Annotated in this window: 23 protein-coding genes and 1 pseudogene; 15 read left to right on the top strand and 9 right to left on the bottom strand. The window is 68.4% G+C overall.

Annotated elements, in window-relative coordinates; all coding sequences use genetic code 11:
* Positions 1-77 precede the first annotated feature (77 nt).
* The 3 genes from HWX58_RS03025 to HWX58_RS03015 all read left to right on the top strand — a co-directional run bounded on the left by HWX58_RS03025 (position 78) and on the right by HWX58_RS03015 (position 2,208).
* The gene (locus HWX58_RS03025) at positions 78-770 is read left to right on the top strand and encodes a phosphocholine cytidylyltransferase family protein (protein WP_175985568.1); all 693 of its coding nucleotides are present in this window, start codon (positions 78-80) and stop codon (positions 768-770) included.
* 77 nt (positions 771-847) lie between these two features.
* On the top strand, positions 848-1,831 hold the full coding sequence (locus tag HWX58_RS03020; protein ID WP_250646056.1) for a hypothetical protein: 984 nt from the start codon (positions 848-850) through the stop codon (positions 1,829-1,831).
* Positions 1,832-1,905: 74 nt separating this feature from the next.
* Positions 1,906-2,208 (top strand): hypothetical protein, encoded by a 303-nt coding sequence (locus tag HWX58_RS03015; RefSeq protein WP_175985567.1) that lies wholly within the window; start codon positions 1,906-1,908, stop codon positions 2,206-2,208.
* Positions 2,209-2,274: 66 nt separating this feature from the next.
* Here HWX58_RS03015 and HWX58_RS03010 read toward each other — a convergent pair whose 3' ends face one another.
* Positions 2,275-2,541 (bottom strand): helix-turn-helix domain-containing protein, encoded by a 267-nt coding sequence (locus HWX58_RS03010; protein WP_175985566.1) that lies wholly within the window; start codon positions 2,539-2,541, stop codon positions 2,275-2,277.
* Positions 2,542-2,653: 112 nt separating this feature from the next.
* Here HWX58_RS03010 and HWX58_RS03005 point away from each other — a divergent pair, with 112 nt between their 5' ends.
* Together HWX58_RS03005 and HWX58_RS03000 are read left to right on the top strand one after the other, a co-directional pair.
* Positions 2,654-4,393 carry a type I restriction-modification system subunit M gene (locus HWX58_RS03005; protein WP_175985565.1) on the top strand — a complete coding sequence of 580 codons (1,740 nt, stop codon included), beginning with the start codon at positions 2,654-2,656 and terminating at the stop codon, positions 4,391-4,393.
* Entirely contained in the window at positions 4,390-5,649 is a 1,260-nt protein-coding gene (locus tag HWX58_RS03000; RefSeq protein ID WP_175985564.1) for a restriction endonuclease subunit S, read from the top strand. The genes HWX58_RS03005 and HWX58_RS03000 overlap by 4 nt, the downstream gene beginning before the upstream one ends.
* Here HWX58_RS03000 and HWX58_RS02995 read toward each other — a convergent pair.
* Together HWX58_RS02995 and HWX58_RS02990 are read right to left on the bottom strand one after the other, a co-directional pair.
* Positions 5,618-6,049, bottom strand: coding sequence for a type II toxin-antitoxin system VapC family toxin (locus HWX58_RS02995; RefSeq protein ID WP_175985563.1), 432 nt, complete (start codon positions 6,047-6,049; stop codon positions 5,618-5,620). The genes HWX58_RS03000 and HWX58_RS02995 overlap by 32 nt on opposite strands.
* A gap of 2 nt (positions 6,050-6,051) precedes the next feature.
* Positions 6,052-6,342: a type II toxin-antitoxin system Phd/YefM family antitoxin gene (locus HWX58_RS02990; RefSeq protein WP_175985562.1), complete on the bottom strand. Its 291-nt coding sequence runs from the start codon at positions 6,340-6,342 to the stop codon at positions 6,052-6,054.
* A gap of 112 nt (positions 6,343-6,454) precedes the next feature.
* Here HWX58_RS02990 and HWX58_RS02985 point away from each other — a divergent pair, with 112 nt between their 5' ends.
* The 5 genes from HWX58_RS02985 (at position 6,455) to HWX58_RS02965 (ending at position 12,153) form a co-directional block, all read left to right on the top strand.
* Entirely contained in the window at positions 6,455-6,733 is a 279-nt protein-coding gene (locus HWX58_RS02985; RefSeq protein WP_175985561.1) for a type II toxin-antitoxin system RelE/ParE family toxin, read from the top strand.
* Entirely contained in the window at positions 6,733-7,041 is a 309-nt protein-coding gene (locus tag HWX58_RS02980) for a HigA family addiction module antitoxin (protein WP_227531085.1), read from the top strand. The genes HWX58_RS02985 and HWX58_RS02980 overlap by 1 nt, the downstream gene beginning before the upstream one ends.
* Before the next feature lie 84 nt (positions 7,042-7,125).
* The gene (locus HWX58_RS02975; RefSeq protein WP_175985560.1) at positions 7,126-10,248 is read left to right on the top strand and encodes a type I restriction endonuclease subunit R; all 3,123 of its coding nucleotides are present in this window, start codon (positions 7,126-7,128) and stop codon (positions 10,246-10,248) included.
* A gap of 94 nt (positions 10,249-10,342) precedes the next feature.
* Complete coding sequence (locus HWX58_RS02970) at positions 10,343-11,938, top strand: acyl-CoA carboxylase subunit beta (protein WP_175985559.1); 1,596 nt, start codon at positions 10,343-10,345, stop codon at positions 11,936-11,938.
* Positions 11,935-12,153: an acyl-CoA carboxylase subunit epsilon gene (locus HWX58_RS02965; protein WP_175985558.1), complete on the top strand. Its 219-nt coding sequence runs from the start codon at positions 11,935-11,937 to the stop codon at positions 12,151-12,153. The genes HWX58_RS02970 and HWX58_RS02965 overlap by 4 nt, the downstream gene beginning before the upstream one ends.
* Positions 12,154-12,379: 226 nt before the next feature.
* Here the strand turns inward: HWX58_RS02965 and HWX58_RS02960 are convergent, their stop codons facing one another.
* Genes HWX58_RS02960 through HWX58_RS02945 form a run of 4 tightly spaced genes read right to left on the bottom strand, consistent with a single transcriptional unit; the run spans position 12,380 to position 16,508 of the window.
* A complete protein-coding gene (locus HWX58_RS02960; protein ID WP_175985557.1) occupies positions 12,380-13,399 on the bottom strand; it encodes a hypothetical protein in 1,020 nt (339 codons plus the stop codon).
* Entirely contained in the window at positions 13,396-14,628 is a 1,233-nt protein-coding gene (locus tag HWX58_RS02955; protein WP_175985556.1) for a sensor histidine kinase, read from the bottom strand. Before HWX58_RS02955 ends, HWX58_RS02960 begins: the two co-directional genes overlap by 4 nt.
* Positions 14,618-15,280: a response regulator transcription factor gene (locus tag HWX58_RS02950; RefSeq protein ID WP_175985555.1), complete on the bottom strand. Its 663-nt coding sequence runs from the start codon at positions 15,278-15,280 to the stop codon at positions 14,618-14,620. Before HWX58_RS02950 ends, HWX58_RS02955 begins: the two co-directional genes overlap by 11 nt.
* 28 nt (positions 15,281-15,308) lie before the next feature.
* Positions 15,309-16,508, bottom strand: coding sequence for a class I SAM-dependent RNA methyltransferase (locus tag HWX58_RS02945; protein ID WP_175985554.1), 1,200 nt, complete (start codon positions 16,506-16,508; stop codon positions 15,309-15,311).
* A gap of 23 nt (positions 16,509-16,531) precedes the next feature.
* Here HWX58_RS02945 and HWX58_RS02940 point away from each other — a divergent pair, with 23 nt between their 5' ends.
* A complete protein-coding gene (locus HWX58_RS02940) occupies positions 16,532-17,173 on the top strand; it encodes a Maf family protein (RefSeq protein ID WP_175985553.1) in 642 nt (213 codons plus the stop codon).
* Positions 17,174-17,251: 78 nt separating this feature from the next.
* Positions 17,252-19,013: pseudogene (locus HWX58_RS02935) on the top strand (acetyl/propionyl/methylcrotonyl-CoA carboxylase subunit alpha).
* Between the two features lie 109 nt (positions 19,014-19,122).
* On the opposite strand, the gene HWX58_RS02930 reads toward HWX58_RS02935, so the two are convergent.
* The gene (locus HWX58_RS02930; RefSeq protein WP_175985552.1) at positions 19,123-20,571 is read right to left on the bottom strand and encodes an NAD(P)H-quinone dehydrogenase; all 1,449 of its coding nucleotides are present in this window, start codon (positions 20,569-20,571) and stop codon (positions 19,123-19,125) included.
* A gap of 49 nt (positions 20,572-20,620) precedes the next feature.
* Here HWX58_RS02930 and HWX58_RS02925 point away from each other — a divergent pair, with 49 nt between their 5' ends.
* Genes HWX58_RS02925 through HWX58_RS02915 form a run of 3 tightly spaced genes read left to right on the top strand, consistent with a single transcriptional unit; the run spans position 20,621 to position 23,409 of the window.
* Positions 20,621-21,454: a purine-nucleoside phosphorylase gene (locus HWX58_RS02925; protein ID WP_175985551.1), complete on the top strand. Its 834-nt coding sequence runs from the start codon at positions 20,621-20,623 to the stop codon at positions 21,452-21,454.
* Positions 21,451-23,133 (top strand): phospho-sugar mutase, encoded by a 1,683-nt coding sequence (locus tag HWX58_RS02920; RefSeq protein ID WP_175985550.1) that lies wholly within the window; start codon positions 21,451-21,453, stop codon positions 23,131-23,133. Before HWX58_RS02925 ends, HWX58_RS02920 begins: the two co-directional genes overlap by 4 nt.
* A 12-nt stretch (positions 23,134-23,145) precedes the next feature.
* Complete coding sequence (locus HWX58_RS02915) at positions 23,146-23,409, top strand: HPr family phosphocarrier protein (protein WP_217702932.1); 264 nt, start codon at positions 23,146-23,148, stop codon at positions 23,407-23,409.
* A 24-nt stretch (positions 23,410-23,433) separates the two neighbouring features.
* Here the strand turns inward: HWX58_RS02915 and HWX58_RS02910 are convergent, their stop codons facing one another.
* On the bottom strand, positions 23,434-25,356 hold the full coding sequence (locus HWX58_RS02910) for a BglG family transcription antiterminator (RefSeq protein WP_175985548.1): 1,923 nt from the start codon (positions 25,354-25,356) through the stop codon (positions 23,434-23,436).
* Positions 25,357-25,493 lie beyond the last annotated feature (137 nt).

Genomic DNA, 25,493 nt, shown 5'->3' with positions numbered 1-25,493 from the left:
GCTAGCATGATCCACGGCACGAAGAAGTGTCTGGCCGGTGAACCGGCCGTGAACACAGATTCTTTTTAGGAGTATTCGTGACTCTTCAGACCGTCATTCTTGCCGCAGGCATGGGATCGCGCCTCGGGCGCGCACTGCCGAAGCCGCTGACCCAGCTCAGCGACGGCCGAACCATCATGCAGCAGCAGCACGAGAACATCCGCGCCGTCTTCGGCGGCGAGGCTCGCATCACCACCGTCGTCGGATACCGCGCCGAGACCGTCATCGAGGCGTTCCCGAACGCCAACTACATGCACAACGAGCGCTACGACCAGACGAACACCTCCAAGAGCCTGCTGCGCGCACTGGGCGCGACGGGCAAGGCGGGCGTGCTGTGGATGAACGGCGACGTCGTCTTCGACCCCCGCATCCTCGGACGCGCGATCGAGTACATCGAGCGCGACCAGTCATTCGTCTCCGTGAACACCTCCAAGGTGAGCGACGAAGAGGTCAAGTACACCGTCACCGCCGAGGGGTTCATCAAGGAGCTCTCCAAGTCGGTCAAGGGCGGCCTGGGCGAGGCCATCGGCATCAACTACATCTCGTCGACGTACAAGAAGGCCTTCATGCGCCAGCTCGCGCGCGTCGACGACCAGGAGTACTTCGAGGGCGGCCTGGAGCTGGCCATCGCCGAGGACGGCCTGCTGCTCGAGCCGATGGACGTCTCGGACTTCTACGCCGTCGAGGTCGACTTCGCCGAAGACCTCGAGCGCGCGAACCTCTTCGTCTGAGCCTCGTTCCGAAAGCCCGGTCCCGCGTGGGGCCGGGCTTTCGGCATTCTCGCGGACGACGTGCATAGGATCTGCCCATGGCCAAGAAGGTGCACAAGATCCACTCGCTGCCGGATGATTCCGCCTGGGACAAGGGCGTGCCGCCAGTGGGATCCGACGAGCATCCGCTGACCGTGCGGGGGCTCGACAAGGTGCTCTCGATTCAGCGGCCGCTCGTGCTGGCGCACATCCGCAGCATCCGTCTGCGCAATCCGACTGCCACGCCGGACCGCATCGTCCGCATCCTCGAGCGCCGCTACCTCGCTGCTGTCACGACGGGTGGCGCAGCGGTGGGTGCGACCGCGGTCGTGCCGGGGATCGGCACCGGTGTGACGCTGGCGCTGTCCGGAGTGGAGACGCTCGGGTTCCTGGAGTCGACGGCCTTGTTCGCCCAGTCCCTCGCCGAAGTGCACGGCATCGCGATCGAGAATCCCGACCGGGCTCGCGCCCTGGTGATGACGTTGATGCTGGGCAAGGAGGGCGTGGATCTCGTCGGCCAGTTGGCCCGGCAGGCCACGGGGAAGGGCGCGAACCGGTCGTCCTACTGGGGCGAGCTCGTGACGAAGTCGCTGCCCCGGGCTGCGATCGGTCCCGTCGTCGACCAGCTCAAGACCCGGTTCGTGAAGCACTTCGCCGCCGCAGGCGGAGCATCCTTGGTCGGCAAGGCGATGCCGTTCGGGATCGGCGCCGCCGTCGGCGGCGCGGGCAACCATCTGCTCGGCCGACGCGTGCTGACCACGTCGCGGAAGGCGTTCGGCCTCGCACCCGCCGTGCTCCCTGCGGAGCTCGAGCCCGATGCCGGCGCCGAGAAGCTGGAACGGCGGATGCTGCGCGGAGTCCGCTACGCCGGCTCGGCCATCACCGGCGTCGCCGGCGTGGTCTCGCGCGGTGCAGGCACGGTCGCGCGGACCGTGGGCCGTGCGGGCAGGAAGAACGGCGCCGGCTCGACGGATGCGATCGCATCGCAGGACGCCCTCGGCGGACACGAGATCGACTCGCTCTCCACAGACTCGGCTTCATAGGGCTTCTCCCCCGGTCGTTGCCTGGGCACTCCGATGCCGCACTCGGCGTCGGCGGTCGTTCCTAGCGTGGCGGCATGTTGCGAGCCATCCATCCGTCTGATGCCCCTCCTCCGCCCGCCTATCGCGTTCCGTGGCTGATCGATCGCGCCGACCCCCAGCATCCCGTCGTCACGAACGGCAGCGCTGAGAGCGCGGACTTCGTCCGGGTTTTCCGCGACGACCAGCGCGCCGACGGCACGCAACTGTGGGGCCAGGTGCTGCCGTCGGAGGACATCGAACTGTGCCTGTGCGCAGCAGACCCCGACGAGGTGGTCGTCACGCTCGCCTGGTTCCGGCCGGCCGACGGTCTGGAGTACGTGTGGCGGTTCGTTGTGTGATGCGCCGCCCGCCGCCGGCCACTGAGCCGGCGGCCGCTGCACCCGGCCGCTCAGCCCGTCGAAGCGTCAGGCGCCCTCGCGGCGGCGCAGCTCGCGGCGGAAGTCGGCTTCGGAGTAGGGCTTGAGATTTTCGGGCAGGTCTGCGGCCGTGAGGCCTGTGATGAAGACCTCGGGCTTGACGTCGAGTGCGGTGGCGAGCTGGATCAGCACGAACAGCGTCGGGTTGCCGTCGCCGGATTCGATCCGGGCGAGGTGCGAGACGTCCATGTCGGCGCGGTCGGCCAGCCGGGCGCGCGGGATGCCGGCTTTGGCGCGGAGGTCTCGGATGAGCATTCCGACATGCTCGGAGGCTCGAGACCGGGGCGCTTTCATCCCTCCAGCATCCAAGCGCCACCCAGTCCAGCCACGCGCATTCAGGAGTGGGCATTTATGCCATGGTTAAGCGGTGAGCAGCCTTGGAACTTTCGTGTGGCAGATTGCGGATCAGCTCCGAGGCCCGTTCAAACCGCATCAGTACGGCGACGTCATCCTGCCGATGACGATCCTGCGCCGGCTCGACGGCATCATGACCGCCCATCGCGAGGCGATCGCCGAGGTGCTCGCCGGCACCGACAACGATGATCTGCGCGAGGTGCGCATCCGTCAGCAGACTGGACTCGGCTTCTACAACACGACCTCGTGGACATTCCCGCGCCTGCTCGGCGACCCGGAGGGGCTCCAGGCGAATCTCGTCGACTACATCTCGGGCTTCTCGAAGAGCATCGATGTGTTCGACCGGTTCAAGTTCGAGGACCAGATCGAGGCGATGGCCGAGAGCAACCGGCTGCTGCTCGTCGTCCAGCGCTTCGCCGACGTCGACCTCAGCCCCGATGCGCTGCCGAACGCCGCGATGGGCGACCTGTTCGAAGAACTGATCCGCAAGTTCGCCGAGGCGTCGAACGAGACCGCCGGAGAGCACTTCACTCCGCGCGACGCGATCCGGCTGATCGTGGATCTGCTGTTCGCCGGCGACGACAAGGCGCTCGCGAACGAAGGCGTCGTGCGGTCGATCTACGATCCGACCGCAGGGACGGGTGGGATGCTGTCGGTCGCCGAAGAGCATCTGCTCGAGATGAACCCCGACGCGAGGCTGCGTCTGTACGGCCAGGAGATCAACCCGCAGTCGTACGCCATCTGCAAGAGCGACATGATCGCGAAGGGGCAGGATGCCACGAACATCCGGCTCGGGAACACCCTGTCGGACGACCTGTTCGCCGGGCAGCACTTCGACTACGCGCTCTCGAATCCGCCGTACGGGGTGGACTGGAAGGCGTCGCAGGCAGCGGTGAAGGCCCACATTCAGGATGCCGGCGAGCTCAGTCGCTTTCCCGGTGGACTGCCGCCGATCAGCGACGGGCAGATGCTGTTCCTGCAGCACCTGGCGACGAAGATGCGGCCTGTGCACGAGGGTGGCGGGCGCGCGGGGATCGTCCTGAACGGCTCACCGCTGTTCACAGGTGCGGCCGAGTCGGGTCCGAGCCAGATCCGTCGGTGGCTGCTCGAGAATGATCTGGTGGATGCCATCGTCGCGCTGCCGACGAACATGTTCTACAACACCGGCATTGCCACGTATGTGTGGCTGCTCGACAACGCCAAGCCGGCGGAGCGCATCGGAACCGTGCAGCTGATCGACGGCACCGGATTCTGGTCGAAGCTGCGCAAGAACCTCGGGCAGAAGAACCGCGAGGTCTCTGCCGCGAACAGAGCCGAGATCGTGCGGCTGTACGACGAGCACGTCGAGCAGAAGCACTCGAAGATCTTCCGCAACGACGAGTTCGGATACTGGACGATCACTGTCGAGCGTCCGCTCCGCAATGAAGATGACGAGATCGTCCGCGATCGCAAGGGCAATGCAAAGCCCGATCCGAAGCTGCGCGACACCGAGAACGTGCCGTTCACCTGGGGTGGCAACGAGCAGGGCGAATCCGCCCGGGATGCTGTGATCCAGGCGTACTTCGAAGCAGAGGTCCTCCCCCACGTCGAGGATGCCTGGGTGGATGCCGCGAAGACCAAGATCGGCTACGAGATCCCCTTCACACGGCACTTCTACGAGTACGTGCCGCCGAGACCCCTCGAAGAGATCGACGCCGAACTCAACCAGCTCGTCGGCGAGATCATGGAGTTGCTTCGGGAAGTGGAGCGGTGAGCGTCGCGCTTCGACGCCTCGCGGAGGTCAATCCGCCCGTGCCGGAGTTCGACGAGGCTCCCTCCGACGCGTCGATTACGTTCATGCCGCTGGAAGCTTGCTGGGCTGACGGTCGAGCCGACCTCTCACGGCGCGCAACGAAGTCCACAGTCGCGAGCGGGTACACCCGTTTCCGATCCGGAGATGTGCTGTTACCCAAGATCACGCCGACGTTCGAAGCGGGGAGAGTTTTCCCGGCGAACATCCAAACAGGCTTTGGCGCCGCGACCACGGAAGTCCACGTGCTGCGCGCGAAGAGCCACTCTGACCCGCGATTCCTCGCGTACATCGCACGCTCTCTTCCCTTCCTTCAGCTCGGTGCAGCCTCATTGCAAGGTGTGGGAAACCTCCGACGCGTAACGACCAACTTCGTCCAGAGTTTTCCCGTGACTGCTTTCGAGAGACGTCAGCAGACAGCGATCGCCGACTACCTCGACCGCGAGACCGCCCAGATCGACACGCTCATCGCGAAGCAGGAGCAGCTCATTGCCGGCCTCCGGGAGCGGCGGGCTGCCCGGATTCTCGAGGCAGTGACGCAAGGGGTCGAAAGTGGCGTGGTTCTCACCGAGAGCTCACTGGATTGGGCACGTCGGACTCCTTCGCACTGGACGGAGCTGAACATCCGTCGGGTTGCTGACATGCGGACAGGACACACCCCAAGCAAGAGCAATCCCGAGTTCTGGGAGAACACGACGATTCCGTGGTTCACCCTGGCCGATGTGTGGCAACTGCGCGACGCTCGGCGGACGTTCCTCGGCGAGACTGCGAGCAATATCAGTGAACTCGGCCTGGCAAATTCGGCGGCCGATCTGTTGCCGGCAGGGACGGTGATCCTGTCACGCACCGCCTCAGTCGGATTCTCCGGGATCATGCCCGTGCCGATGGCAACTAGTCAGGACTTCTGGAATTGGGTGTGCGGACCGCGGATCATTCCCGAGTACCTCATGTACACGTTCCGAGCGATGCGCGACCACCTGCTGTCTCTCATGATCGGTTCGACGCACAAGACGATCTATCAACCAATCGCTGCAGCGCTCCGCATCCCACTTCCTCCGATCGATGAGCAACACACGATTGTGGCGGCTCTTCGATCTGAGCTCGACCAGATCGACACCCTCATCGCGAAGGCCGAGCGGTTCATTGAGCTCTCGAAGGAGCGGCGCGCTGCGCTGATCACGGCGGCGGTCACCGGGCAGATCGAGGTTCCTGCAGGCTAGAGTCCGGGGTTCGGCGGGCGAGGCCCGGTGAGAGCACACGCATCCCGAGGCGCGACGCGGCCGCGGCGAGCTCGGCGTCGTAGGTGATCATCTCCTGCGCTTCGAGCCGTACTGCGGTCGCGAGGTGGATCGCGTCGTTCGTGCGCAACCGCTCGAGACCCGCAGCCGCGATCAGGTCGGCCCTGTGCACCTCGGCCAGTCGGGTCATTCCCAGCACCGCGTCGATGAGCGCCGATCCGACTCCCTCTCGCCGTGCATGCGCGCAGTGGAGCTCGGTGTGCAGAAGCCACGAAGAGACGACAACCCGTTCTTCATCCCAGATGAGCTCCTCCATCGCGTCGGACTCGGGCTCGTCGATGACGAGCTTCAGCGCCGCCGAGGTATCCAGATACGCGAGCACGGTCAGTATCCGCGGTCGTATCCGCGGATGTCGGCGATGACATCCGCGCTCGTCACGCCGTCGGCGAGCTTCGCTCGTCGGAGTCCGCGCAGCACCTCCGGCCCGTGGAGTGCAGGTCGCACGTCTCCCCGTGCAATCAGGTCGTCGATCGCCGAGCGCTCGACGGGACCGAGCTGCGCGACCGGGCGCCCGTGATTCGTGACGATGATCGTCTCGCCGGCCTCGACACGTCGCAGCACCTCGGCGCTGTTGTTACGCATCTCTCGGTGACTGATCGTGCTCGCGGTCGACATGTAGCACACCGTAGCACGCTGAATGATTCATCGAACTGTCTGACGAACGGCACGGGGCACTGATTGCGCCCCTTCCATTGATTCGCGTTGCGCAACACGCTATGCTTGAGCGATGATCAAGTCCTTCCGACACAAGGGCTTGAGAGTACTGTTCGAATCCGGCAAGGCCACCGGCGTGCAACCCCAGCATGCACGGAGGCTGAAACTGCAACTGGCCGTGATCGACTCTGCGGCTTCCATCGACGATGTCGACCGGCCCGGGTTCCGGCTCCATCCACTGAAGGGGCAGAGCGCAGGCCGTTGGGCGATCTGGGTCAACGGAAACTGGAGAGTCACCTTCGAATTCGATGGCGGCGACGCCTACATTCTGGATTACGAGGACTATCACTGATGAACGACGACATCGGCCCCATGTACGATCCGCCGCATCCCGGCGAAATCATCGCTGACGTGTACCTCGCGGAATGGGAGATGAGCGCGCGGGAGCTGGCCATCGAACTCGGCGTGGCGCCGTCTACGCTGAACCGCATCCTGAATCGCACCGCGCGGGTCACACCGGAGATGGCTCTCCGACTGTCGAAGGCTCTCGGCGCTTCCGCCGAGAGCTGGCTCACGATGCAGCAGGCATACGACCTGTGGCACGCACGTCAGACTGTCGACCTCGCAGGCGTGCGACGCATCGAACGCCCGGCAGCCTGACCACGCGGCGCCTCGATCACGAGGCGCCGCACTCCCCGTGCACACTGCCGACGCCGCACGCATAAATGCGACATGCTTACATGCATGGGGATTGAACACGAGAAGGCGTTCGAAGACGAGATCTGCCATCACCTGGCCGCGAACGGCTGGATCTACGAGCCCGAGAACACCCACGGCTACGACAAGGTCCGCGCTCTCTTCCCCGAAGACGTCTTCGCCTGGCTGCAGCAGACGCAGCCCGATGAGTGGGCCAAGATCGTGAAGCCTGAGGCATCCGAGGCCGAGCAGGCCAAAGCGAAGGAACAGCTCCTCGACCGACTGGTGAAGTCGCTCGATGTCCCGCTGGATGCCGGTGGTGGCACGCTCAACGTCCTCCGGCGCGGATTCAAGAAGACCCCGGCATCGTTCCGCATGTGCGCGTTCAAGCCTGCGACGACCCGCAACGCCCAGTCGATCAGAGACTACGAGGCGGTGCGCCTGCGCGTCGTTCGCCAGGTCTTCTACTCCACGAAGCGCAACGCGTCGATCGACCTGGTGCTGTTCGTCAACGGCATCCCGGTGGCCACCCTCGAGCTCAAGACCGACAACACGCAGTCCGTCGACGACGCGATCGCACAGTACCGCGGCGCCCGCGATCCCAAGGGCGAGCCTCTCCTGGGCTTCGCCAACCGTGCCCTCGTCCACTTCGCCGTTTCCACCGACGAAGTCGCCATGACCACTCGCCTTGCGGGCCCCGGCACGCGCTTCCTGCCGTTCAACCTCGGGCGAGATCAGGGCGCCGGCAACCCGGTAAACCCGGGCGCCGCCGCCACGAGCTACCTGTGGGAACGGGTTCTGCAGCGCGACGCATGGCTGCACATCATCGGTCGCCTGCTGCATATCGAGAAGTCCACGTCCACCGACCCGATCACCGGCGAGGTCACCAAGAGCACGACGCTCCTGTTCCCGCGCTTCCACCAGTGGGAGCTCGTGACCTCGCTCGTCCAGGCGGCCCGCGACGAGGGCCCTGGCCAGCGCTACCTCGTGCAGCACTCCGCGGGATCCGGCAAGACGAACTCGATCGCGTGGCTCGCCCACGGCCTGGCGAATCTGCACGACGATGACGATCGCAAGGTGTTCGACTCCGTCATCGTCATCACCGATCGCACGGTGCTCGACGACCAGCTGCAGAAGGCGATCAAGCAGATCGAAGGCGTCGACGGCACGGTCGCGACGATCAACGCCGACGAGGTGCGCAAGGCCGGCGAGGGTTCGAAGTCGGGCCTGCTCGCCCAGACGCTGCTGTCGGGCAAGCTCATCATCATCGTCACGCTGCAGACGTTCCCGTTCGCGCTCACCGCGATCCAGGAAAACAAGGGGCTCGCCGACCGCCGGTTCGCGATCATCGCCGACGAGGCGCACTCCTCCCAGACGGGCAGCGCATCGCAGAAGCTCCGGGAAGTGCTCACCACCGGCGAGCAGGAGGCGCTCGACGACGGCGGAGAGCTGGATGCCGAAGCCGTTCTCGCCGCGCAGATGACCGCCCGCGCGGCATCCCCCAACCTCTCGTTCTTCGCGTTCACCGCCACTCCCAAGCCGAAGACCCTCGAGCTGTTCGGACGGCCCGATGCCGACGGCATCCCGCAGGCGTTCCACGTCTACTCGATGCGCCAGGCGATCGAAGAGGACTACATCCTCGACGTGCTGCGCAACTACACCACCTACGACACAGCCTTCCGACTCGCAGAGCGCACCAAGCGTCACCTGCAGCTCGTGGACGAGGTCGACGAGGCCGAGGCCACGAAGGGCCTGATGCGCTGGGTCTCACTTCACCCGACGAACATCGCCCAGAAGGTGCAGATCATCGTCGAGCACTACCGCGCGAACGTGCGGCACCTGCTCGACGGCCACGCCAAGGCGATGGTCGTGACGTCGTCCCGCGAGCATGCCATCCGTTACAAGGAGGCGATCGATGCCTATATCGCCTCGAAGAAGTACCGGCTCGCCACACTCGTGGCGTTCTCGGGCACGATGACCGCCGCACAGGTTCCCGGTGTCGCGTTCGCCGGGGTCGAGCCGCCGTATTCCGAGGCGAACCTCAACACAGGTCTGCGGGGGCGAACTCTCCCGGCCGCGTTCGCCTCGAACGACTTCCAGATCCTCATCGTCGCGAACAAGTATCAGACCGGTTTCGATCAGCCGCTGCTGTGCGCGATGTACGTCGACAAGCGCCTCGACGGCGTCACGGCCGTGCAGACGCTGTCGCGCCTCAATCGCACCTACCCTGCGCGAGGCAAAGACACCACCTTCATCCTCGACTTCGTCAACGACCCTGAGAAGATCCTCGAGACGTTCCGGCAGTATCACCGCACGGCCGAACTCAGCGAGACCAGCGACCCCGACCAGATCCATGACCTGCAGGTCAAACTGGATAGTGCGGGCGTCTACACCGAAGCCGAGATCGACGCGTTCACCGAGGCGTTCCTCGCAGCCGCGACGCTGCCCAAACACGGTCCGCACACGGCGCCCCTGAAGGCGGCATCCGACCGCTTCAATCAGCGCTATGCGGCCGCGGTGGCCGCAGAGGACAAGATCGAGCAGGATGCTCTGGATCTGTTCCGCAAGGATGTCGGCACGTTCGTGCGCATGTACGACTTCCTGTCGCAGATCTTCGACTACGGCGACACCGGGCTCGAGAAGCGGTCGCTGTACCTGCGCCTGCTGCTCCCCCGCCTCACCGGGCGGGTCACCAAGGACCCCATCGACTTCTCGACCGTCGAGCTCACGCACATCAAGCAGACGCGCAGCGGGGACCACACCCTCGACCTGGATGCCGGCACGGCATCGCCCATGGACCCTCCCGGTTCCGGCGGAACGGGTCAGGCGCGCGATCCGAAGCTCGCGCGGCTCGCCGAGATCCTCGGTCGCATCAACGAGCTGTTCGCCGATGAGGACTTCACGTCCTCGGGCGTCGAGTCATGGGCGCAGGGCGTCGTGACCGTCCTCGTCGACGACGACCGCATCCGCGCGCAGGCAGCGGCGAACTCGCAGACGCAGTTCCTCGAGTCGCCCGACCTCTCGGATGCCGTCACTGGCGCCGTGCTCAGCAATCAGGACACCAACAACAGGCTCGTCGATCACCTCTTCGCGCGCGAGGACCGGCGCGCGGAGTTCATCCGACTGCTCGGCAGACTGGCCTACGAGGAGCTGTCGTCGGGCACCGTCTGATTCTCACCTGCGCCGGGGCTTTGCTCGACCCGCCAAAGGAACGGGCGCCCCGTTGTGCGAGGCATCCAACGTGGCGCGGCATCCCGGCGCTAGGGTGGAATCCGTGACGGACACCCCTGACCTCTCCACGACCGCCGGCAAGATCGCCGACCTCCGCTCCCGCCTGAACGAGGCGGTCACCGAGCCCGAGAAGATCGCGCAGGAGAAGCAGCACGCCAAGGGCAAGATGACCGCCCGCGAGCGCATCGAGCTGCTCGTGGACCCCGGCAGCTTCGTCGAGTTCGACGAGTACGTCCGTCATCGCACGACCGCGTTCGGCATGGACCGCAACCGCCCGTATGGCGACTCGGTCGTCACCGGCATCGGCACCATCCACGGCCGCACCGTCGCCGTCTACTCGCAGGACTTCACCACCTTCGGCGGTTCGCTCGGCGAGGTGGCCGGTGACAAGATCATCAAGATCATGGAGTTCGCCCTCACCAGCGGCATGCCGATCATCGGCATCCTCGACTCCGGCGGAGCCCGCATCCAAGAGGGCGTACTGGCGCTCAGCAAGTACGGCGAGATCTTCCGCCTGAACACCCGCTCCTCGGGCGTCATCCCGCAGATCTCGATCATCATGGGCCCGGCTGCCGGCGGTGCGGTCTACGGCCCCGCCCTCACCGACTTCGTCATCATGGTCGACAAGACCAGCCAGATGTTCGTCACCGGACCGGATGTCATCAAGACCGTGACCGGCGAGGACGTCGGCATGGAGGAGCTCGGCGGCGCGCTGACGCACAACACCCGCTCGGGTGTCGCGCACTACCTCGCAGAGGACGAGGACGACGCGATCGACTACGCGCGCACGCTCCTCGGGTTCCTGCCCGACAACAACATGGCCGAGATCCCCGGCTACGAGTCCGGCTTCGAGTGGGAGACGACGGATGCCGACCGCACCCTCAACGCCCTCATCCCCGACTCCGCGAACCAGCCCTACGACATCCACACCGTCATCGACCACGTGATCGACGACGACTTCCTCGAGGTGCAGCCGCTGTTCGCCCCGAACATCGTCATCGGCTTCGGACGCGTGGAGGGGCGCTCGGTCGGCATCATCGCCAATCAGCCCTCGCAGATGGCCGGGACCTTGAACATCGAGGCCGGCGAGAAGGCCAGCCGCTTCGTGCGCTTCTGCGACGCGTTCTCGATCCCGATCGTCACCCTCGTCGACGTCCCCGGCTACCTGCCCGGCACCGACCAGGAGTGGACGGGCGTCATCCGCCGCGGCGCCAAGCTCATCTACGCCTACGCCGAGGCCACCGTCCCGCTGGTCACCGTGATCCTCCGCAAGGCGTACGGCGGCGCGTACATCGTCATGGGCTCCAAGCAGCTCGGGGCGGACGTCAACCTCGCCTGGCCGACCGCCGAGATCGCCGTCATGGGCGGGCAGGGCGCCGTGAACATCCTGTACCGCAACGAGATCAAGCGCGCCGAAGAGGCGGGCGAGGACGTCGCCGCCGTCCGCACGCGGCTCGCCAACGAGTACACGTACAGCGTGACGAGCCCGTTCCTCGCCGCCGAGCGCGGAGAGATCGACGGCGTCATCGAACCGGCGAACACCCGCGTCTCGATCGCCAAGGCGCTGCGTGCCCTGCGCGGCAAGCGCGCGGAGCTCCCCCCGAAGAAGCACGGGAACATCCCGCTGTGACCGGCGAGCACGCATCCCCCGACCTGCGCATCGTCCGCGGCAGCGCGAACGAGGAGGAACTGGCCGCGCTCATCGCGGTCGTCTCCGACACCTACGAGCGCGAAGCGGCCGCAGCCGTCGCAGAGACGCCGCGGATCTCGGCGTGGCAGCGCACGCAGCGTCCGATGCGCGCGCCGTTGCGCCGTGACATCCCTTGGGGACGCTTCTCCGGCTGAACGTATTCAGTCGCATCGTTGTCCCCCGAAATACCTACAGACAAACCTCTTGCGCGTCGTCAGACTGATATCGACGCTTCGCGTTCGATCGGTCTCTCTGCCCCAGGGTAGGCAGACGGTGATCGATCTCCTGCGGTGGGTTTTCGGGTAACCACACCGCATCTGGCGAGGGGCGGGCGGCTTCGCCGCCCCTCGCCCTTCTCTTCGGTGCGCTCCAGCGCACCGCTCAGCTCGCGGCGTCGGCCCGGCGCTCCCGCGGGATCTCGTGCCAGAGCCCCACGGCGTCGTCATCGGACGAATCTCCCGCTCCCGTGCGCCCGACCACCGTGACCGCCGTTCGCGCGTCACGGGCCGCACGGATGATGACCCGTTCCGCCTGCGCCCGGGAGATCACATCGGCCAGCTCGTTTCGGATCTCATCGCGACGCGACTCGTCCAGCTCGTCCAGCCCGCCCTCGTCGAAGACGGTCACGGCCGTCCCGCGGAGGCGCACGTCATGGATGGCGCCGCGGACCGCATCGTTGAGCAGGCTCGCACCGCGCAGCTCGTCCCGCAGGCGCCCCTCGGCAAGCCGCGCCTGCAGACGATCATCGTCGGTCAGCTGCCCCCTGGACGCGATGGTCTTGGTGAGCACGGGCCCTGCGGCGCCCAGCGCGTACTGGACGCGGACCCGGCGCTCCCGTTGACGCACGAGCTGCGTCGCGTGCCAGGCCGAGACGGCCCGCTGGATGTCGGCGAGATGCTCGGTGTCCTTCACGGCCCGGTCCCAGAACAGCACGAGCAGGTGAGCCACGACCGCCCACATGATCGAGCCGACCAGGCCCAGCTCGAGCGCGATCAGCGGACCGAGATAGATGCTCGAGGTCACGATCAGCACGGCCATGACGAGCCAGCCGACCACCGGCCGGCGCCGCACGATGCACACGACGGCCAACAGGCCCAATCCCCCGATGTACCAGGTGGCGAACGGCTCGGTGCGATGCGCGGGCAGGAGCGAGGTGCTCACGAGGACGGGGACGACGATGCCGGTTGCGATCGCGATCCCGCCCCACCATGCCGGCAGTCGGACCCCGATCGGGCCGTCGACGAGCACGGATGCGATGATCACGATGAGGTAGAGCAGGATCGCAGCGACCATCAGCAACGGCGCCGACGGCTGAACCGTCCACCACACCGCACGAGCAGCGAAGTAGACCGCGAAGCCGACGGCGATCGCCGTGGCGACGCTGCGCACCGACCGGTTCACGATCGCCGCCAGCCGAGAGTGACCTGCGTGCCCGTAGCGTCCGAATCGATGCTCGCCGATCCGGCGACCCCGGCCATCCGCGCGATGATCGAGGCGCGGATGCCCAGACGATCCTCGCCGATCTCGTCGAGATCGAATCCGGGACCGGTGTCGACGACCGTCACCGTCAGCCCGTCGTCGCCGTGGCCTTCAGCGATCACGTGCAGGCCGCGTCCGTTTGCATGCGCGATGGCGTTGCCGATCGCCTGCCGTGCCGCGAGCACGAGCGCTCGCGCGGCTCTCCCCGGGATCAGACCGCCGGTTCCGCGCTCCTCGACGATCGCGTCGGCACCGAGCTCCGACAGCGCGCGCCGCAACTCCGCCACGATCTGCGCGGCGCCGACCGGATCGTCGCTGCCCTCCTGCGCGACCGCAGCCTCGGTGTTGGCGAGCCTGGTGAGCGCCTCCCTCGCCATCGCGACGGCGAGATCGCGCGCACGGTCCGAGTCGGCGCGTTCGGCCGCGATCAGCGCCGCGAGAACGCTGTCGTGCATGAGTGCGGCCATCGCGACGCGCTCCTCCTCGGCCGCCGCTCCCGCCGCCGCCGAAGCGTACGAGGCCACCGCCTTGCTGCGGGCTTCGTCGACTCCCGCGGCGACCGAGCGGAACATCCAGCCCAGCGACACGATCACGACGCCGAGGATGATCGTGAACGACACGTCGAATGCCGTGCGCGTCCAGTACGCCCCGGTGAACTCCCCCTCCACAAGCCGGACGTACCCGTACACGAGCGGCACCCCGAAGGCCCAGAGCACCTGCGTCCACATGGGGAAGGCGAGCATGGCGGCCACGACGCCGACGTTCACGAGGAAGAAGATCCACGGCTGGCCCGCCCTGAGGCCGTGCGACTCGACGACGTACGGCCAGGCGGCGAGCGCCGCGACGTAGATCACCGCGAAGCATCCGGCGACCACGCGCACGGCACGACCGACAACGCAGGCCACGAGCATCGCGACGAGCGGCACGTAGACGATGAGCAGCAGCATGTACTGGACGAACGAGGTCTTCTCGCCCTGCCCCGCGAAAGCCGCGAACAGCGCCTGCACGCCGAGGATCCCCGAGCCGATCGCGACGACGGTCGCGAGGATGCGCTCCATGCGCTTGCCCGTGAAGCGTTCGAACTCCGTGCCCGCGGTGCCCGGCGACGGGATCTGTCCCCACGCCGCCCGCAGAGCGGCGTCAGCCTGCACTCACGGCTCCGTCGGAGGCGACGATGCCGTCTTCCATGGCGCGTCGAAGCAGATCGACCTTGGTCGGCGCAGGGCGCCCGACCTCGACGTACTTCACACGCACCCGGGTGATGTTCTCCTTGGCGGTCGAATAGGCGACACCCAGGCGCTCGGCGACGGCCTTGAGCGGCAGGCCCGTCGCGTAGAGGCGCAGCACGTCGCGCTCGCGCACGGAGAGCTGCGCGTCGGCGAACTCCCGGTCGCCCTCCACGGCGCTGGCCCATTCGACGTTGTTCAGCGCCTCGCCCGACGCGACCGTGCGGATCGCGTGGAGAACGTCGTCGAGCGACGAGGACTTGCTCACGACACCGGCCGCACCGGCGGCGAGCGCCTCGCGCACGGCTGCCGGCCGGTCGGCGACGCTGTGGATGACGACGCTCGCACCGTCCGCGACGAGCGCGGTCACGTTCTCGGTGACCGTCGTGCCGTCGCCGAGGGTCAGGTCGAGCACGACGACGTCCGCCGGCGTCGCGCCGGTCCCCGTCCGCCAGTCCAGATACGACCCGACGGTGCTGCCCGAGAAGACCACAGTGCCCTCGTCGGCGCGCTCGCACGCGAGCTCCAGTCCCAGACGGACGGACTCGTGATCGTCGATCAGCGCGACCCTGCTCATGCAGTCAGCCTATCGACCGCCCCGCGCGTCAGCGGGTCATGAGGGCGATCGCCTCGAAGTGGTGCGAGTGCGGGAACAGGTCGAAGGCGTCCAGCGACTGCACCTCCCACCCCAGCCCTCGGAACGTGCCGAGGTCGCGCGCGAGCGCGACGGGGTCGCAGGCGACGTAGACGATCGCGTCCGGGCGCAGCGCGTGAACGCCCTCGACGACGGTCTTGCCCGCTCCGGCGCGCGGCGGGTCGAGCACGACGGCGCCGGCGGCGGATCCCTCGGGGAGGGATGCGAGATACCGGTCGACCCGCGCGGTGACGGCCGTCGCACCGAGGTCGGCGAGGTTGTCCGCGGCGTGCCCGGTCGCCTGCCTGCTCGACTCGACCGTCACGATGTCGGTCGCACCGGCCGCGGCGAGCGACGGGGCGAGCAGGCCGACGCCGCCGTAGAGGTCGAGGTGCGTGGCCGAGGGATCGACGCGCCCGTCGAGCGCACGGCGGACGGCCGCATCGAGCGTGGCCGCTGCGGCGGGATGCACCTGCCAGAAGCCGTCGGCATCCAGGCGGAAGGCGCGGTCGCCGACCCGCTCGATGATCGCCGGAGCAGCATGGCGCTTGCCCCGCTCGGGTCTGCGCAGCACGTGGACCGCGCCGTCGGCCGATTCGACGAGGTCGACGCGTCCGGGCTTGAGGTTCTTCAGAGCGAGCGCCTCGGCCTCGACGCCGGCACGCGCAAGCGGGAACGACGTCACCGGGATCACCCGGTGGCTGCGGGCCGCGTAGGGCCCGACGATGCCGTCGTCATCGACGTGGAGCGAGACGCGCGTGCGCCAGCGGGTGCCGTCACCGTCGTCGACGGCCGAGACCTCGGGCGCCTCGAGACCGCCGCCGGCGAACTTGTCCAGCGCCTCGGCGAGCACCTGCCGCTTGAGGACGCGCTGGTGGTCGAGCGCGATGTGGCCGAGGTCGGCACCGCCGGCGCGGTCGTCCGGGTCCCGGGAGATGTCGGCCTCAGCCCAGACGTGCGCCCGGCGATGTGGCGAGGCATCCAGAACCTCCACGGCTTCCGCCCGCCAGAACGACGGCTTCGACGCGTCCGTGATCCGGGCGCGCACCTGCTCCCCTGGGATCGCGTCGGCGACGAACACCACACGCCCCTCGTGACGGGCGATGAAGGTGCCGCCGTGGGCGATGCCGGTGATGTCCAGATCGAGCAGGTCGGATGCTGAGGGGGCCATCCTTCGAGGATACGGTGGAGTCCATGCAGGTCTGCCTCGCGTCCACGTCCCCCGCTCGCCTCATGCTGCTGCGGCAGGCCGGGATCGAGCCGCTCACGCGAGCGCCCGAGACCGATGAGGATGCCGTGACCGCGCAGGCCGCGGCCGACCGCGGGGCCGACCTGCCGCCCGACGAACTGGTGCTGCTGCTCGCGCGCGCCAAGGCGGCAGACGTCGCACGGCGGCTCGCGGCGGAGACGCCGGAGTTCGACGGCATCGTCATCGGCGGCGACTCGATGTTCGCCCTCGGAGGCCGGGTGTACGGCAAGCCGTACACGCCGGACGAGGCCACCCGGCGCTGGCGGGAGATGCGCGGTGCCACCGGTGTCCTGCACTCCGGGCACTCGGTCTTCCGCATCCGGCCCGGCCAGGAGCCGCGCGAGGCGACCGCCGTCGCCGAGGCGTCCGTGACGTTCGCCGCGGACATCACGGATGCCGAGATCGCCGCGTACGTCGCATCCGGAGAGCCCCTGCACGTCGCCGGAGCCTTCACGGTCGACAGCCTCGGCGGCGCGTTCATCACCCGCGTCGAGGGGGATCCGTCGACCGTCGTCGGCATGTCGCTGTCGACGATCCGGCGCCTGGTGAACCAGCTCGACGTCTCGTGGCCGGAGCTGTGGTCGTAGACATCCCGCCACGTTCTTCCGCGTTTCTTGTGGAGAGTGCTCAAAAATATCGCCCTCGACCTCGCTAGGCTGGCACTCATGCCAATCGAGAAGGTGCTCATCGCCAACCGCGGTGAGATCGCCGTACGCATCATCCGCGCTGCTCGCGATTCGGGAATCTCCTCCGTCGCCGTCTATGCCGATCAGGACAGGGACGCACTGCACACGCGCCTGGCCGACGAGGCCTACGCCCTCGACGGCGACACGAGCGCCACGACCTATCTGCAGATCGAGAAGCTCCTCTCGATCGCCCGCCGCTCGGGCGCCGACGCCGTTCACCCCGGCTACGGCTTCCTCGCCGAGAACGCCGACTTCGCGCGCGCGGTGATCGGCGCCGGCCTCACCTGGATCGGCCCCTCCCCCGAAGCCATCGAATCGCTCGGCGACAAGGTCACCGCGCGTCACGTCGCCGAGAAGGTGGGCGCGCCTCTCGCGCCCGGCACCCCCGGCCCCGTCGAGACCGCCGACGAGGTCGTCGCATTCGCGAAGGAATACGGCCTGCCGATCGCGATCAAGGCCGCCTACGGCGGCGGCGGACGCGGTCTCAAGGTCGCCCGCGAACTCGACGAGGTCGCCGAGCTGTTCGAGTCCGCCACCCGCGAGGCAGTCGCGGCGTTCGGCCGCGGCGAGTGCTTCGTCGAGAAGTACCTGGACAAGCCGCGTCACGTCGAGACCCAGTGCCTGGCGGATGCCGCAGGCAACGTCGTCGTGATCTCCACGCGCGACTGCTCGCTGCAGCGCCGTCACCAGAAGCTCGTCGAGGAGGCCCCCGCGCCGTTCCTGACGGACGAGCAGAACCGCCAGCTGTACGCCGCATCCAAAGCGATCCTCAAGGAGGTCGGCTACGTCGGTGCGGGCACCTGCGAGTTCCTCATCGGCGCGGACGGCACCGTGTCGTTCCTCGAGGTGAACACGCGTCTGCAGGTCGAGCATCCGGTCTCCGAGGAGGTCACCGGCATCGACCTCGTGCGCGAGCAGTTCCGCATCGCTGCCGGCGGCACCATCGACTACGACGACCCGACGCCGACCGGCCACTCGTTCGAGTTCCGGATCAACGGCGAGGACCCGGGTCGCGGCTTCCTGCCGCAGCCCGGCCCGATCCACGTCTTCAAGACGTTCGGCGGCCCCGGCATCCGCCTCGACTCGGGCGTGACCGCAGGCGACTCGGTCTCCGGCGCGTTCGACTCGCTGCTGGCGAAGATCATCGTCACCGGCCGCGACCGCGCAGAGGCCCTCGAGCGCGCCCGCCGCGCGCTCGACGAGTTCGAGGTCGCGGGCCTGCCCACCGTCCTGCCCTTCCACCGCAAGGTCGTCCGCGACCCCGCATTCACGGCGGAGGACGGCGAGTTCGGTGTCTTCACGCGCTGGATCGAGACGGAGTTCGACAACGACATCCCGGCGTGGGACGGCGAGCTCGAATCGCCGGCCGCTGCCGAGAGCCGTCACACCGTCGTCGTCGAGGTCGCCGGCAAGCGCCTCGAGGTGAGCCTTCCCGACCGTGTGACGGTCGCCGCAGGTACCGCCGGCCGCCCTGCCGCCGTCCCCCGTCCCGCCGCGCCACGCCAAGACCGCGTCCGCCGGCGCATCCGGCGACGCCGTGAAGTCGCCCATGCAGGCGACCGTCGTGAAGATCGCCGTGGAAGAGGGCCAGCAGGTCGTCAAGGGCGACCTCGTGGTCGTGCTCGAGGCGATGAAGATGGAACAGCCCATGCAGGCGCACAAAGACGGCGTGATCGGCAACATCAACGCGGATGCCGGCACCACGGTGGCCGCCGGGCATCAGCTGCTCACGATCTCCTGACGAGACCTGTCGTAACGGCTCGGGGGCCGAAACGACGGATGTCGGACCGTTCTGCAGATTCGGTCCGACATCTGTCGTTTCGGCCCCCGTTCTGTAGGCCGCTGGGGCGCTACGAGATGTTCACGAGGTGCATCGCGCGGGAGGCATCCGTGATGCTCGATGACAGCGACGGGTACGCGGCGAACACGCGCGAGACCTGGTCGACCGTGAGCCGGCGCTCCACCGCGACCGCGATGGGATAGATGAGCTCGGACGCCTTCGGAGCCACGATCACGCCGCCGATGACGGTGCCCGAGCCCTTGCGCGCGATGATCTTCACGAAGCCGTCCTTGATGCCCATCATCTTCGCGCGGGGGTTCGCGGCGAGCGGCAGCTTGTAGACGAGGCCCTCGGCCGCACCGTTCTCGATGTCCTTCTCGCCCAGGCCCACCGTGGCGATCTCGGGCGCAGTGAAGATGTTCGAGGTGACCTTGACCTTCTCCAGCGGGATGACGATGTCGCCGAGCGCGTGGAACACGGCCGTGCGCCCCTGCATGGAGGCGACGGATGCCAGCGGGAAGAAGTTCGTGCAGTCGCCGACCGCGTAGATGTTCGGCACCGAGGCGCGAGCGACCTTGTTGACCCGGACGTGGCCGGACTCGGTGAGCTCGACGCCGGCGTCCTCGAGGCCGATGCCTGCGGTGTTCGGGATCGAGCCGACCGCCATCAGGCAGTGACTGCCCTCGACCGTGCGTCCGTCGGCGAGCGTGACCAGCACGCCGTTCTCGGTGCGCACCACACTGTCGGCACGGGCCTTCGAGAGCACGGTCATGCCCCCGCGCTTGAAGACCTTCTCGAGCACGTGCGCGGCATCCGGGTCCTCCCCCGGGAGCACCTGGTCGCGACTGGAGACGAGCGTCACCTTCGCGCCGAGGTTCATGTACGCCGAGGCGAACTCCGCGCCGGTGACACCGGAGCCGACCACGATGAGGTGCTCGGGCAGCGCCTTCATGTCGTACAGCTGGGTCCAGGTGAGGATGCGCTCCCCGTCGGGCTTGGCGGAGTCGAGCTCGCGCGGCGAGGCGCCGACCGAGACGACGATGGTGTCGGCCTCGACGCGGTCGAAGTCGGTGCCGCCTGGACCGGTGGAGACGATGATCGCGTTCGGGCCCTCGAGTCTGCCGTGGCCTGAGAGGATGCGGACGCCGGACTCCAGCAGGGTCGAGCGCATGTCCTCGGACTGCTGCCCCGCGAGCGCCAGCAGGCGCTTGTTGACCGCAGCGAGGTTGATCGCGATCTCGGGCTTGAGCGGCTTTCCGTGCGCACCCTTGGCAAAGAACTGCACGCCCAGGTCACTGGCCTCCGAGATGGCGACCGCGGCATCCGCCGTCGCGATGAGGCTCTTGGACGGCACGACATCCGTGAGAACCGCCGATCCGCCCACACCGACCCTCTCGACGAGCGTCACCTCGGCACCGAGCTGGGCGGCGGCCAGCGCCGCCTCGTATCCGCCGGGGCCGCCGCCGAGTACGGCGACGCGCTGAGTGCGCTCAAAAGGAGTCGAAGACATGACCTCCATTCTTCCGCAATCCTCACCGACTTGCCGTCGCCTTCCTTAGAGTGGATCCATGACCGACATTCACGACAACCCGCTCGACGCTCCGGACGCAGACCCGTCCGCGATCGCAGCCGAGGCCGCCGCGGACATCGCCCGGCTCACCGGCGTCGAGAAGCACGACATCGCTCTCACGCTCGGCAGCGGATGGGGGAAGGCTGCCGAACTCATCGGCGAGACCGTAGCCACGATCCCGGCCACCGAGGTCACCGGATTCTCCAAGCCCGCTCTCGAGGGCCACGTCGGGACTCTCCGCAGCATCCGCACCCCCGGCGGGAAGAACGTTCTCGTCATCGGCGCCCGCACCCACTACTACGAGGGCCATGGGGTCCGCCGCGTCGTGCACAGCGTGCGCACCGCCGCAGCGACCGGCGCGAAGGTCATGGTCCTGACCAACGGCGCCGGCGGCATCCGCGAGACGTGGAAGCCCGGTCAGCCCGTGCTCATCAGCGATCACCTCAACCTCACCGCCGACTCCCCGCTCGAGGGCGCGACGTTCGTCGACCTCACCGACCTGTACTCGAAGCGCCTGCGCGAGATCGCCCGGAGCATCGACCCGTCGCTCGACGAAGGCGTGTACACGCAGTTCCGCGGTCCGCATTACGAGACGCCCGCCGAGGTACAGATGGCGAAGGCCATCGGCGGACACATCGTCGGCATGTCCACCGCGCTCGAGGCGATCGCCGCGCGCGAGGCCGGCATGGAGATCCTGGGCTTCTCGCTCATCACGAACCTCGCCGCCGGCATCCAGCAGACCCCCCTCAGCCACGGCGAAGTCATCGAGGCGGGCAAGGCCGCCGAACCGGTGATCTCGGCGCTGCTGGCCCGCGTCGTGGAGGCGCTGTGAACGCCGAGGCGCTCGAGGCGCGTCTCGCGCAGGCCCGCGCCTGGTTGCGCCAGGACCCGGACGCCGAGACCCGCGACGAGCTCGCCGGCGTCATCACGCGTGCGGCCGCAGGCGACGCCGCGGCCGCAGCCGACCTCGACGACCGCTTCGGCGCTCGCCTGGCGTTCGGCACCGCGGGACTGCGCGGAGAGCTCGGCGCCGGCAGCAACCGGATGAACCGCGTGCTCGTGTCGCAGGCCGCCGCCGGTTTCGCCGCGTACCTGCGCGAGCGCGCGGGCGGCGCGACCCCCACGGTCGTCGTCGGCTACGACGGGCGGCGCAACTCGCGCCGGTTCGCGCTCGACTCGGCCGAGCTCTTCGCCGGCGCAGGGCTCCATGCCATCCTGCTGCCCCGTCTGCTTCCGACGCCGGTGCTGGCGTTCGCCGTGCGCCACCTCGCCGCGGATGCCGGGGTCATGGTGACGGCGAGCCACAACCCGCCGAACGACAACGGCTACAAGGTGTACCTCGGCGGGGCGGATGCCGGATCGCAGATCGTCTCCCCCGCGGATGCCGAGATCGCCGCGCACATCCAGCAGGTCGCCGACGCCGGGGACATCTCTGCGCTCCCCCGCTCGACGGAGTACGAGACCGCGGGCGAGGACGTCGTGAACGCCTACATCGCCGCGACCGCGGCGGTCGCCCCGGCTCCCGCGTCGGCGAAGGGCCTCACCTGGGTCTACACCGCCATGCACGGCGTGGGATGGGAGACATTCGCACGCATCCTGGATGCCGCCGGCTACCCCCGCCCGAAGACGGTCGGCGAGCAGCTGAGCCCGGATGCGACGTTCCGCACCGTCGCGTTCCCCAATCCGGAGGAGCCCGGCGCCATGGATCTCGCGTTCGCGGCCGCACGCCGCACGCGGGCGGACTTCATCCTCGCCAACGACCCGGATGCCGACCGCCTCGCGGTCGCCATCCCCGACGAGTCCGCGGATGGCGGCTGGCGCCGGCTGAGCGGCAACGAGATCGGACTGCTGCTGGGCGCCCGCGCTGCGCGCGCCCACGCGGGCACGCCCGGAGCATCCCTGGCCTGCTCGCTCGTGTCCTCCCCCGGTCTCGCGGCGATCGCCGCGCACCACGGCCTCGACTTCCACGAGACGCTGACCGGCTTCAAGTGGATCTCGCGGGCACCCGGCATCGTCTTCGGGTTCGAAGAGGCGCTGGGGTACCTCGTCAACCCCGAGACCGTGCGCGACAAGGACGGCATCTCGGCGGCCGTCGCCGTGCTGGGCCTCGCCGCCGAGGCGAACGAGCGCGGCAAGACCATCGCGGACCTCCTCGCCGACCTCGGCGAGACGTACGGGCACTTCGCGAGCGGTCAGGTCTCGATCCGCGTCGACGACCTGTCGATCATCGGGAAGGTCATGCTGGCGCTGCGCACGCTCCCCCCGACCAGGATCGGCGACACGGCGATCGCGTCGACGGAGGACCTGCTCGAGGCCGCACCGGGGCAGCCCTCCGGCGATGTGCTCCGCTACCGGCTCGCGGACGGCTCGCGCGTCATCGTGCGCCCGAGCGGCACCGAGCCCAAGCTCAAGGTCTACCTCGACGCTCAGGCCGACTCCGCCGCGGAGGCGCGGGATGTCGTCAGCGCACTCGAGGCCGGTGTTCGGACGCTGCTGGAGGAGCGCTCCTAGCGCTGGTGCCGGATGCCCACCAGACGCGTGACGATCACCGCCGCGCACGGGGCGCACGCGCGGCCCGTCGCTGAGCTCGTGCGGCTCGCGCTGGAGCATCCGGCTCCTGTGTACCTGACCACGCCGGATGGATCGGTCGTCGATCTGTCCAGCGTCCTGTCCGTGATGGAGCTCGGGCTCGCCGAGGGCGACGAGGTCGTCCTCGGCACGGCCTCCTCGCCCGATGCCGAAAGCGTCCTCGATGCCATGGCGGGCGTGCTCGCCCCGCGCGGTTGAGCCGTCGCGGGGAAAACGACGGCCTCAGCCGTCGATGACGGCGACGAGCTCGTCGAGGAACGCCTCGAACGTCGTGCCCCGGCGGACGATCCGCTGCACGCTGTCGCGCTCGCTGAACACCTCGACCAGCTGCTCGAACACGGTCTGGAACGCCGCGCGATCTGTCTCGCTGAACGCGGCGAGCGCCACCACCTGCACACGGCCGTCGCCCCAGGCCACGGAGCCGTCGGCGACGCCGATGGCGATCGCGGTGCGCTCGGCGGTCATCTGCAGCGCATGGGGCACGGCGAGCGCGTCGGTGAAGGCCGTCGACGACATGCGCTCCCGGAGGATCGTGTTCTCGACGTAGTCGTCGCCGATGAGGCCGGATGCCACGAGCATCCCGCCGAGGTGCCGGATCACCGCTTCCTCGCCCTCATCGGGGAGCGGATGCAGATACGCCTCGGGCGAGAAGTACCGCGACAGCTCTTCGCGCAGCCGGTTCAGCCGGCGCCCACGGCGGATGCGGGCGGCGGTCTGCGTCACGCGGTCCACGTCGGCATCGGTGAGGAACGGCTGGATCCGAACGTAGCGGTCTCCGCTCTCCCCCGGGTCGATCGTCGTGAGCACGAGGTCGGTGTCGATGCTCGCCCAGTCCGGGTCGACCGTCGTGACGACGCCGGTGACCTCGACGGATGTCCCCAGCGACCGGTCGACGCTCGAGCGCAGCAGCTCGTGCAGCTCGTAGTAGCCGGGGCAGACGATCGTGGCGGTGAGGATCGACTCGGCCTTGCGGCTGCGCTCGAGGCGACCGCCGATGTGCATGGCGATGTACGCGATCTCGTCGTCGTGGATCGGGGCGCCCAGCCGGTCGTGCAGGCCGCTCGCGATCGAGACGGCGACCTCGAAGATCATCGGGTACGACGACTTCAGCGAACGGGTGAGCGGGTTGCGCGTCCATGCCTGCTCCTGCGCTCTGCGCAGCAGGTTCTGCACGTGCAGCGCGAGCCGCAGGATGAACTTCTCATCGACGAGGTCGACCTGGTAGTCCGCGGCGGCCTGGACGATCTCGGCGCGCACCGCCGCCTCGATCGTGGGGTCCACGCCGCTGCGCACGGCATCCGACGCGGCGTCCTGACCCGGCGCGATCGCCCGTGTGAGCACGAGCGTCGCCAGGTGCGCGCTGTCGCCGTCGCCCAGGGCGACGTCGAAGTGCTCTGCTGCGAGATCGCGGATGACGGCACCCAGCTTCGGGATCTCCTGCCATGCTCCGCTGGCCGGCGTCTCCAGCGCGCGGCCTGCGGCCACCCGGTCGGCTGCGATCGCGATGTGCAGCAGGACGTCCGAGATCGCCAGTTCGTTCACGTAGTAGCCGAGCGCCCCCAGCTCGCGCACCAGCGCGGTTTTGAACGGCCGGGCTCCATGCGCCGCGACGGCCGTGCCGGTCAGAGCGCGCCTGATGCTCTCGGGGTGGAACGATCCGGCATCCATCTCGTCGTGCGCGAGCCGGCTCAGCAGCCGGCGCTGCGCGACCTCGGCGCCGCGCAGGCGCACGATCTCTCGGTCGCGCTCGAGGCGCAGGTCCATGCCGTCCAGCAGCCCGCGGACGCGGCTGAGGTCGGACTCGAGGGTCGCCTCGCTCACGTGCACGCGCTCGGCCGTCTCGTAGACGTCGATGCCGTCCGAGGCATCCAGCAGAAGCCGCACCAGGGCGTGCAGGCGATCGCGCGGTGCCGTCTCGCCGTCCCCACGCACCCGCAGCGCCTCGTGCGCGCCCTGGCCGGCGCGGTATCCCGCCGGTCCGGACTCGACGGCGTCGCCCTGCGGAGTCCGGGCGTTCAGCGCCGACACGTAGGAGCGGACGCTGCGCGGAGTCACCCCGAGCAGGTCGGCCAGGCTCGCGGCGGTCGCCCATTGGTCCTGCCGGAGCAGGGTCTGCAGGAGCCGGTCCTGGCGCTGTCGCGACATGCCTCCCATGATGCCAGCACCGCGCCGGGCTCCGGGCGGAAGCGATCGTTCCGCAGGGGCGGAAAGGAACGTGGTGGCGGCGCTCTCAGCGCGTTCCCAGAATGGGAGAAGCCTCGGTGAAGTGCGAAGGGTGAGGT

Source organism: Microbacterium tenebrionis (assembly GCF_903645325.1).
In the GTDB taxonomy this organism is placed as follows: Bacteria; Actinomycetota; Actinomycetes; order Actinomycetales; family Microbacteriaceae; genus Microbacterium; species Microbacterium tenebrionis.
This window is presented reverse-complemented; position numbering and strand designations above follow the sequence as displayed.

Bases quoted from the DNA above. Each gene is read 5' to 3' on its own strand.
- HWX58_RS03020 (WP_250646056.1), top strand. From the start codon at position 848: ATGGCCAAGAAGGTGCACAAGATCCACTCGCTGCCGGATGATTCCGCC.
- HWX58_RS03015 (WP_175985567.1), top strand. From the start codon at position 1,906: ATGTTGCGAGCCATCCATCCGTCTGATGCCCCTCCTCCGCCCGCCTAT.
- HWX58_RS03010 (WP_175985566.1), bottom strand. From the start codon at position 2,541: ATGCTCATCCGAGACCTCCGCGCCAAAGCCGGCATCCCGCGCGCCCGG.
- HWX58_RS02990 (WP_175985562.1), bottom strand. From the start codon at position 6,342: ATGTCGACCGCGAGCACGATCAGTCACCGAGAGATGCGTAACAACAGC.
- HWX58_RS02985 (WP_175985561.1), top strand. From the start codon at position 6,455: ATGATCAAGTCCTTCCGACACAAGGGCTTGAGAGTACTGTTCGAATCC.
- HWX58_RS02980 (WP_227531085.1), top strand. From the start codon at position 6,733: ATGAACGACGACATCGGCCCCATGTACGATCCGCCGCATCCCGGCGAA.
- HWX58_RS02975 (WP_175985560.1), top strand. From the start codon at position 7,126: ATGGGGATTGAACACGAGAAGGCGTTCGAAGACGAGATCTGCCATCAC.
- HWX58_RS02950 (WP_175985555.1), bottom strand. From the start codon at position 15,280: ATGAGCAGGGTCGCGCTGATCGACGATCACGAGTCCGTCCGTCTGGGA.
- HWX58_RS02945 (WP_175985554.1), bottom strand. From the start codon at position 16,508: ATGGCCCCCTCAGCATCCGACCTGCTCGATCTGGACATCACCGGCATC.
- HWX58_RS02940 (WP_175985553.1), top strand. From the start codon at position 16,532: ATGCAGGTCTGCCTCGCGTCCACGTCCCCCGCTCGCCTCATGCTGCTG.
- HWX58_RS02930 (WP_175985552.1), bottom strand. From the start codon at position 20,571: ATGGAGGTCATGTCTTCGACTCCTTTTGAGCGCACTCAGCGCGTCGCC.
- HWX58_RS02925 (WP_175985551.1), top strand. From the start codon at position 20,621: ATGACCGACATTCACGACAACCCGCTCGACGCTCCGGACGCAGACCCG.
- HWX58_RS02915 (WP_217702932.1), top strand. From the start codon at position 23,146: ATGCCCACCAGACGCGTGACGATCACCGCCGCGCACGGGGCGCACGCG.
- HWX58_RS02910 (WP_175985548.1), bottom strand. From the start codon at position 25,356: ATGTCGCGACAGCGCCAGGACCGGCTCCTGCAGACCCTGCTCCGGCAG.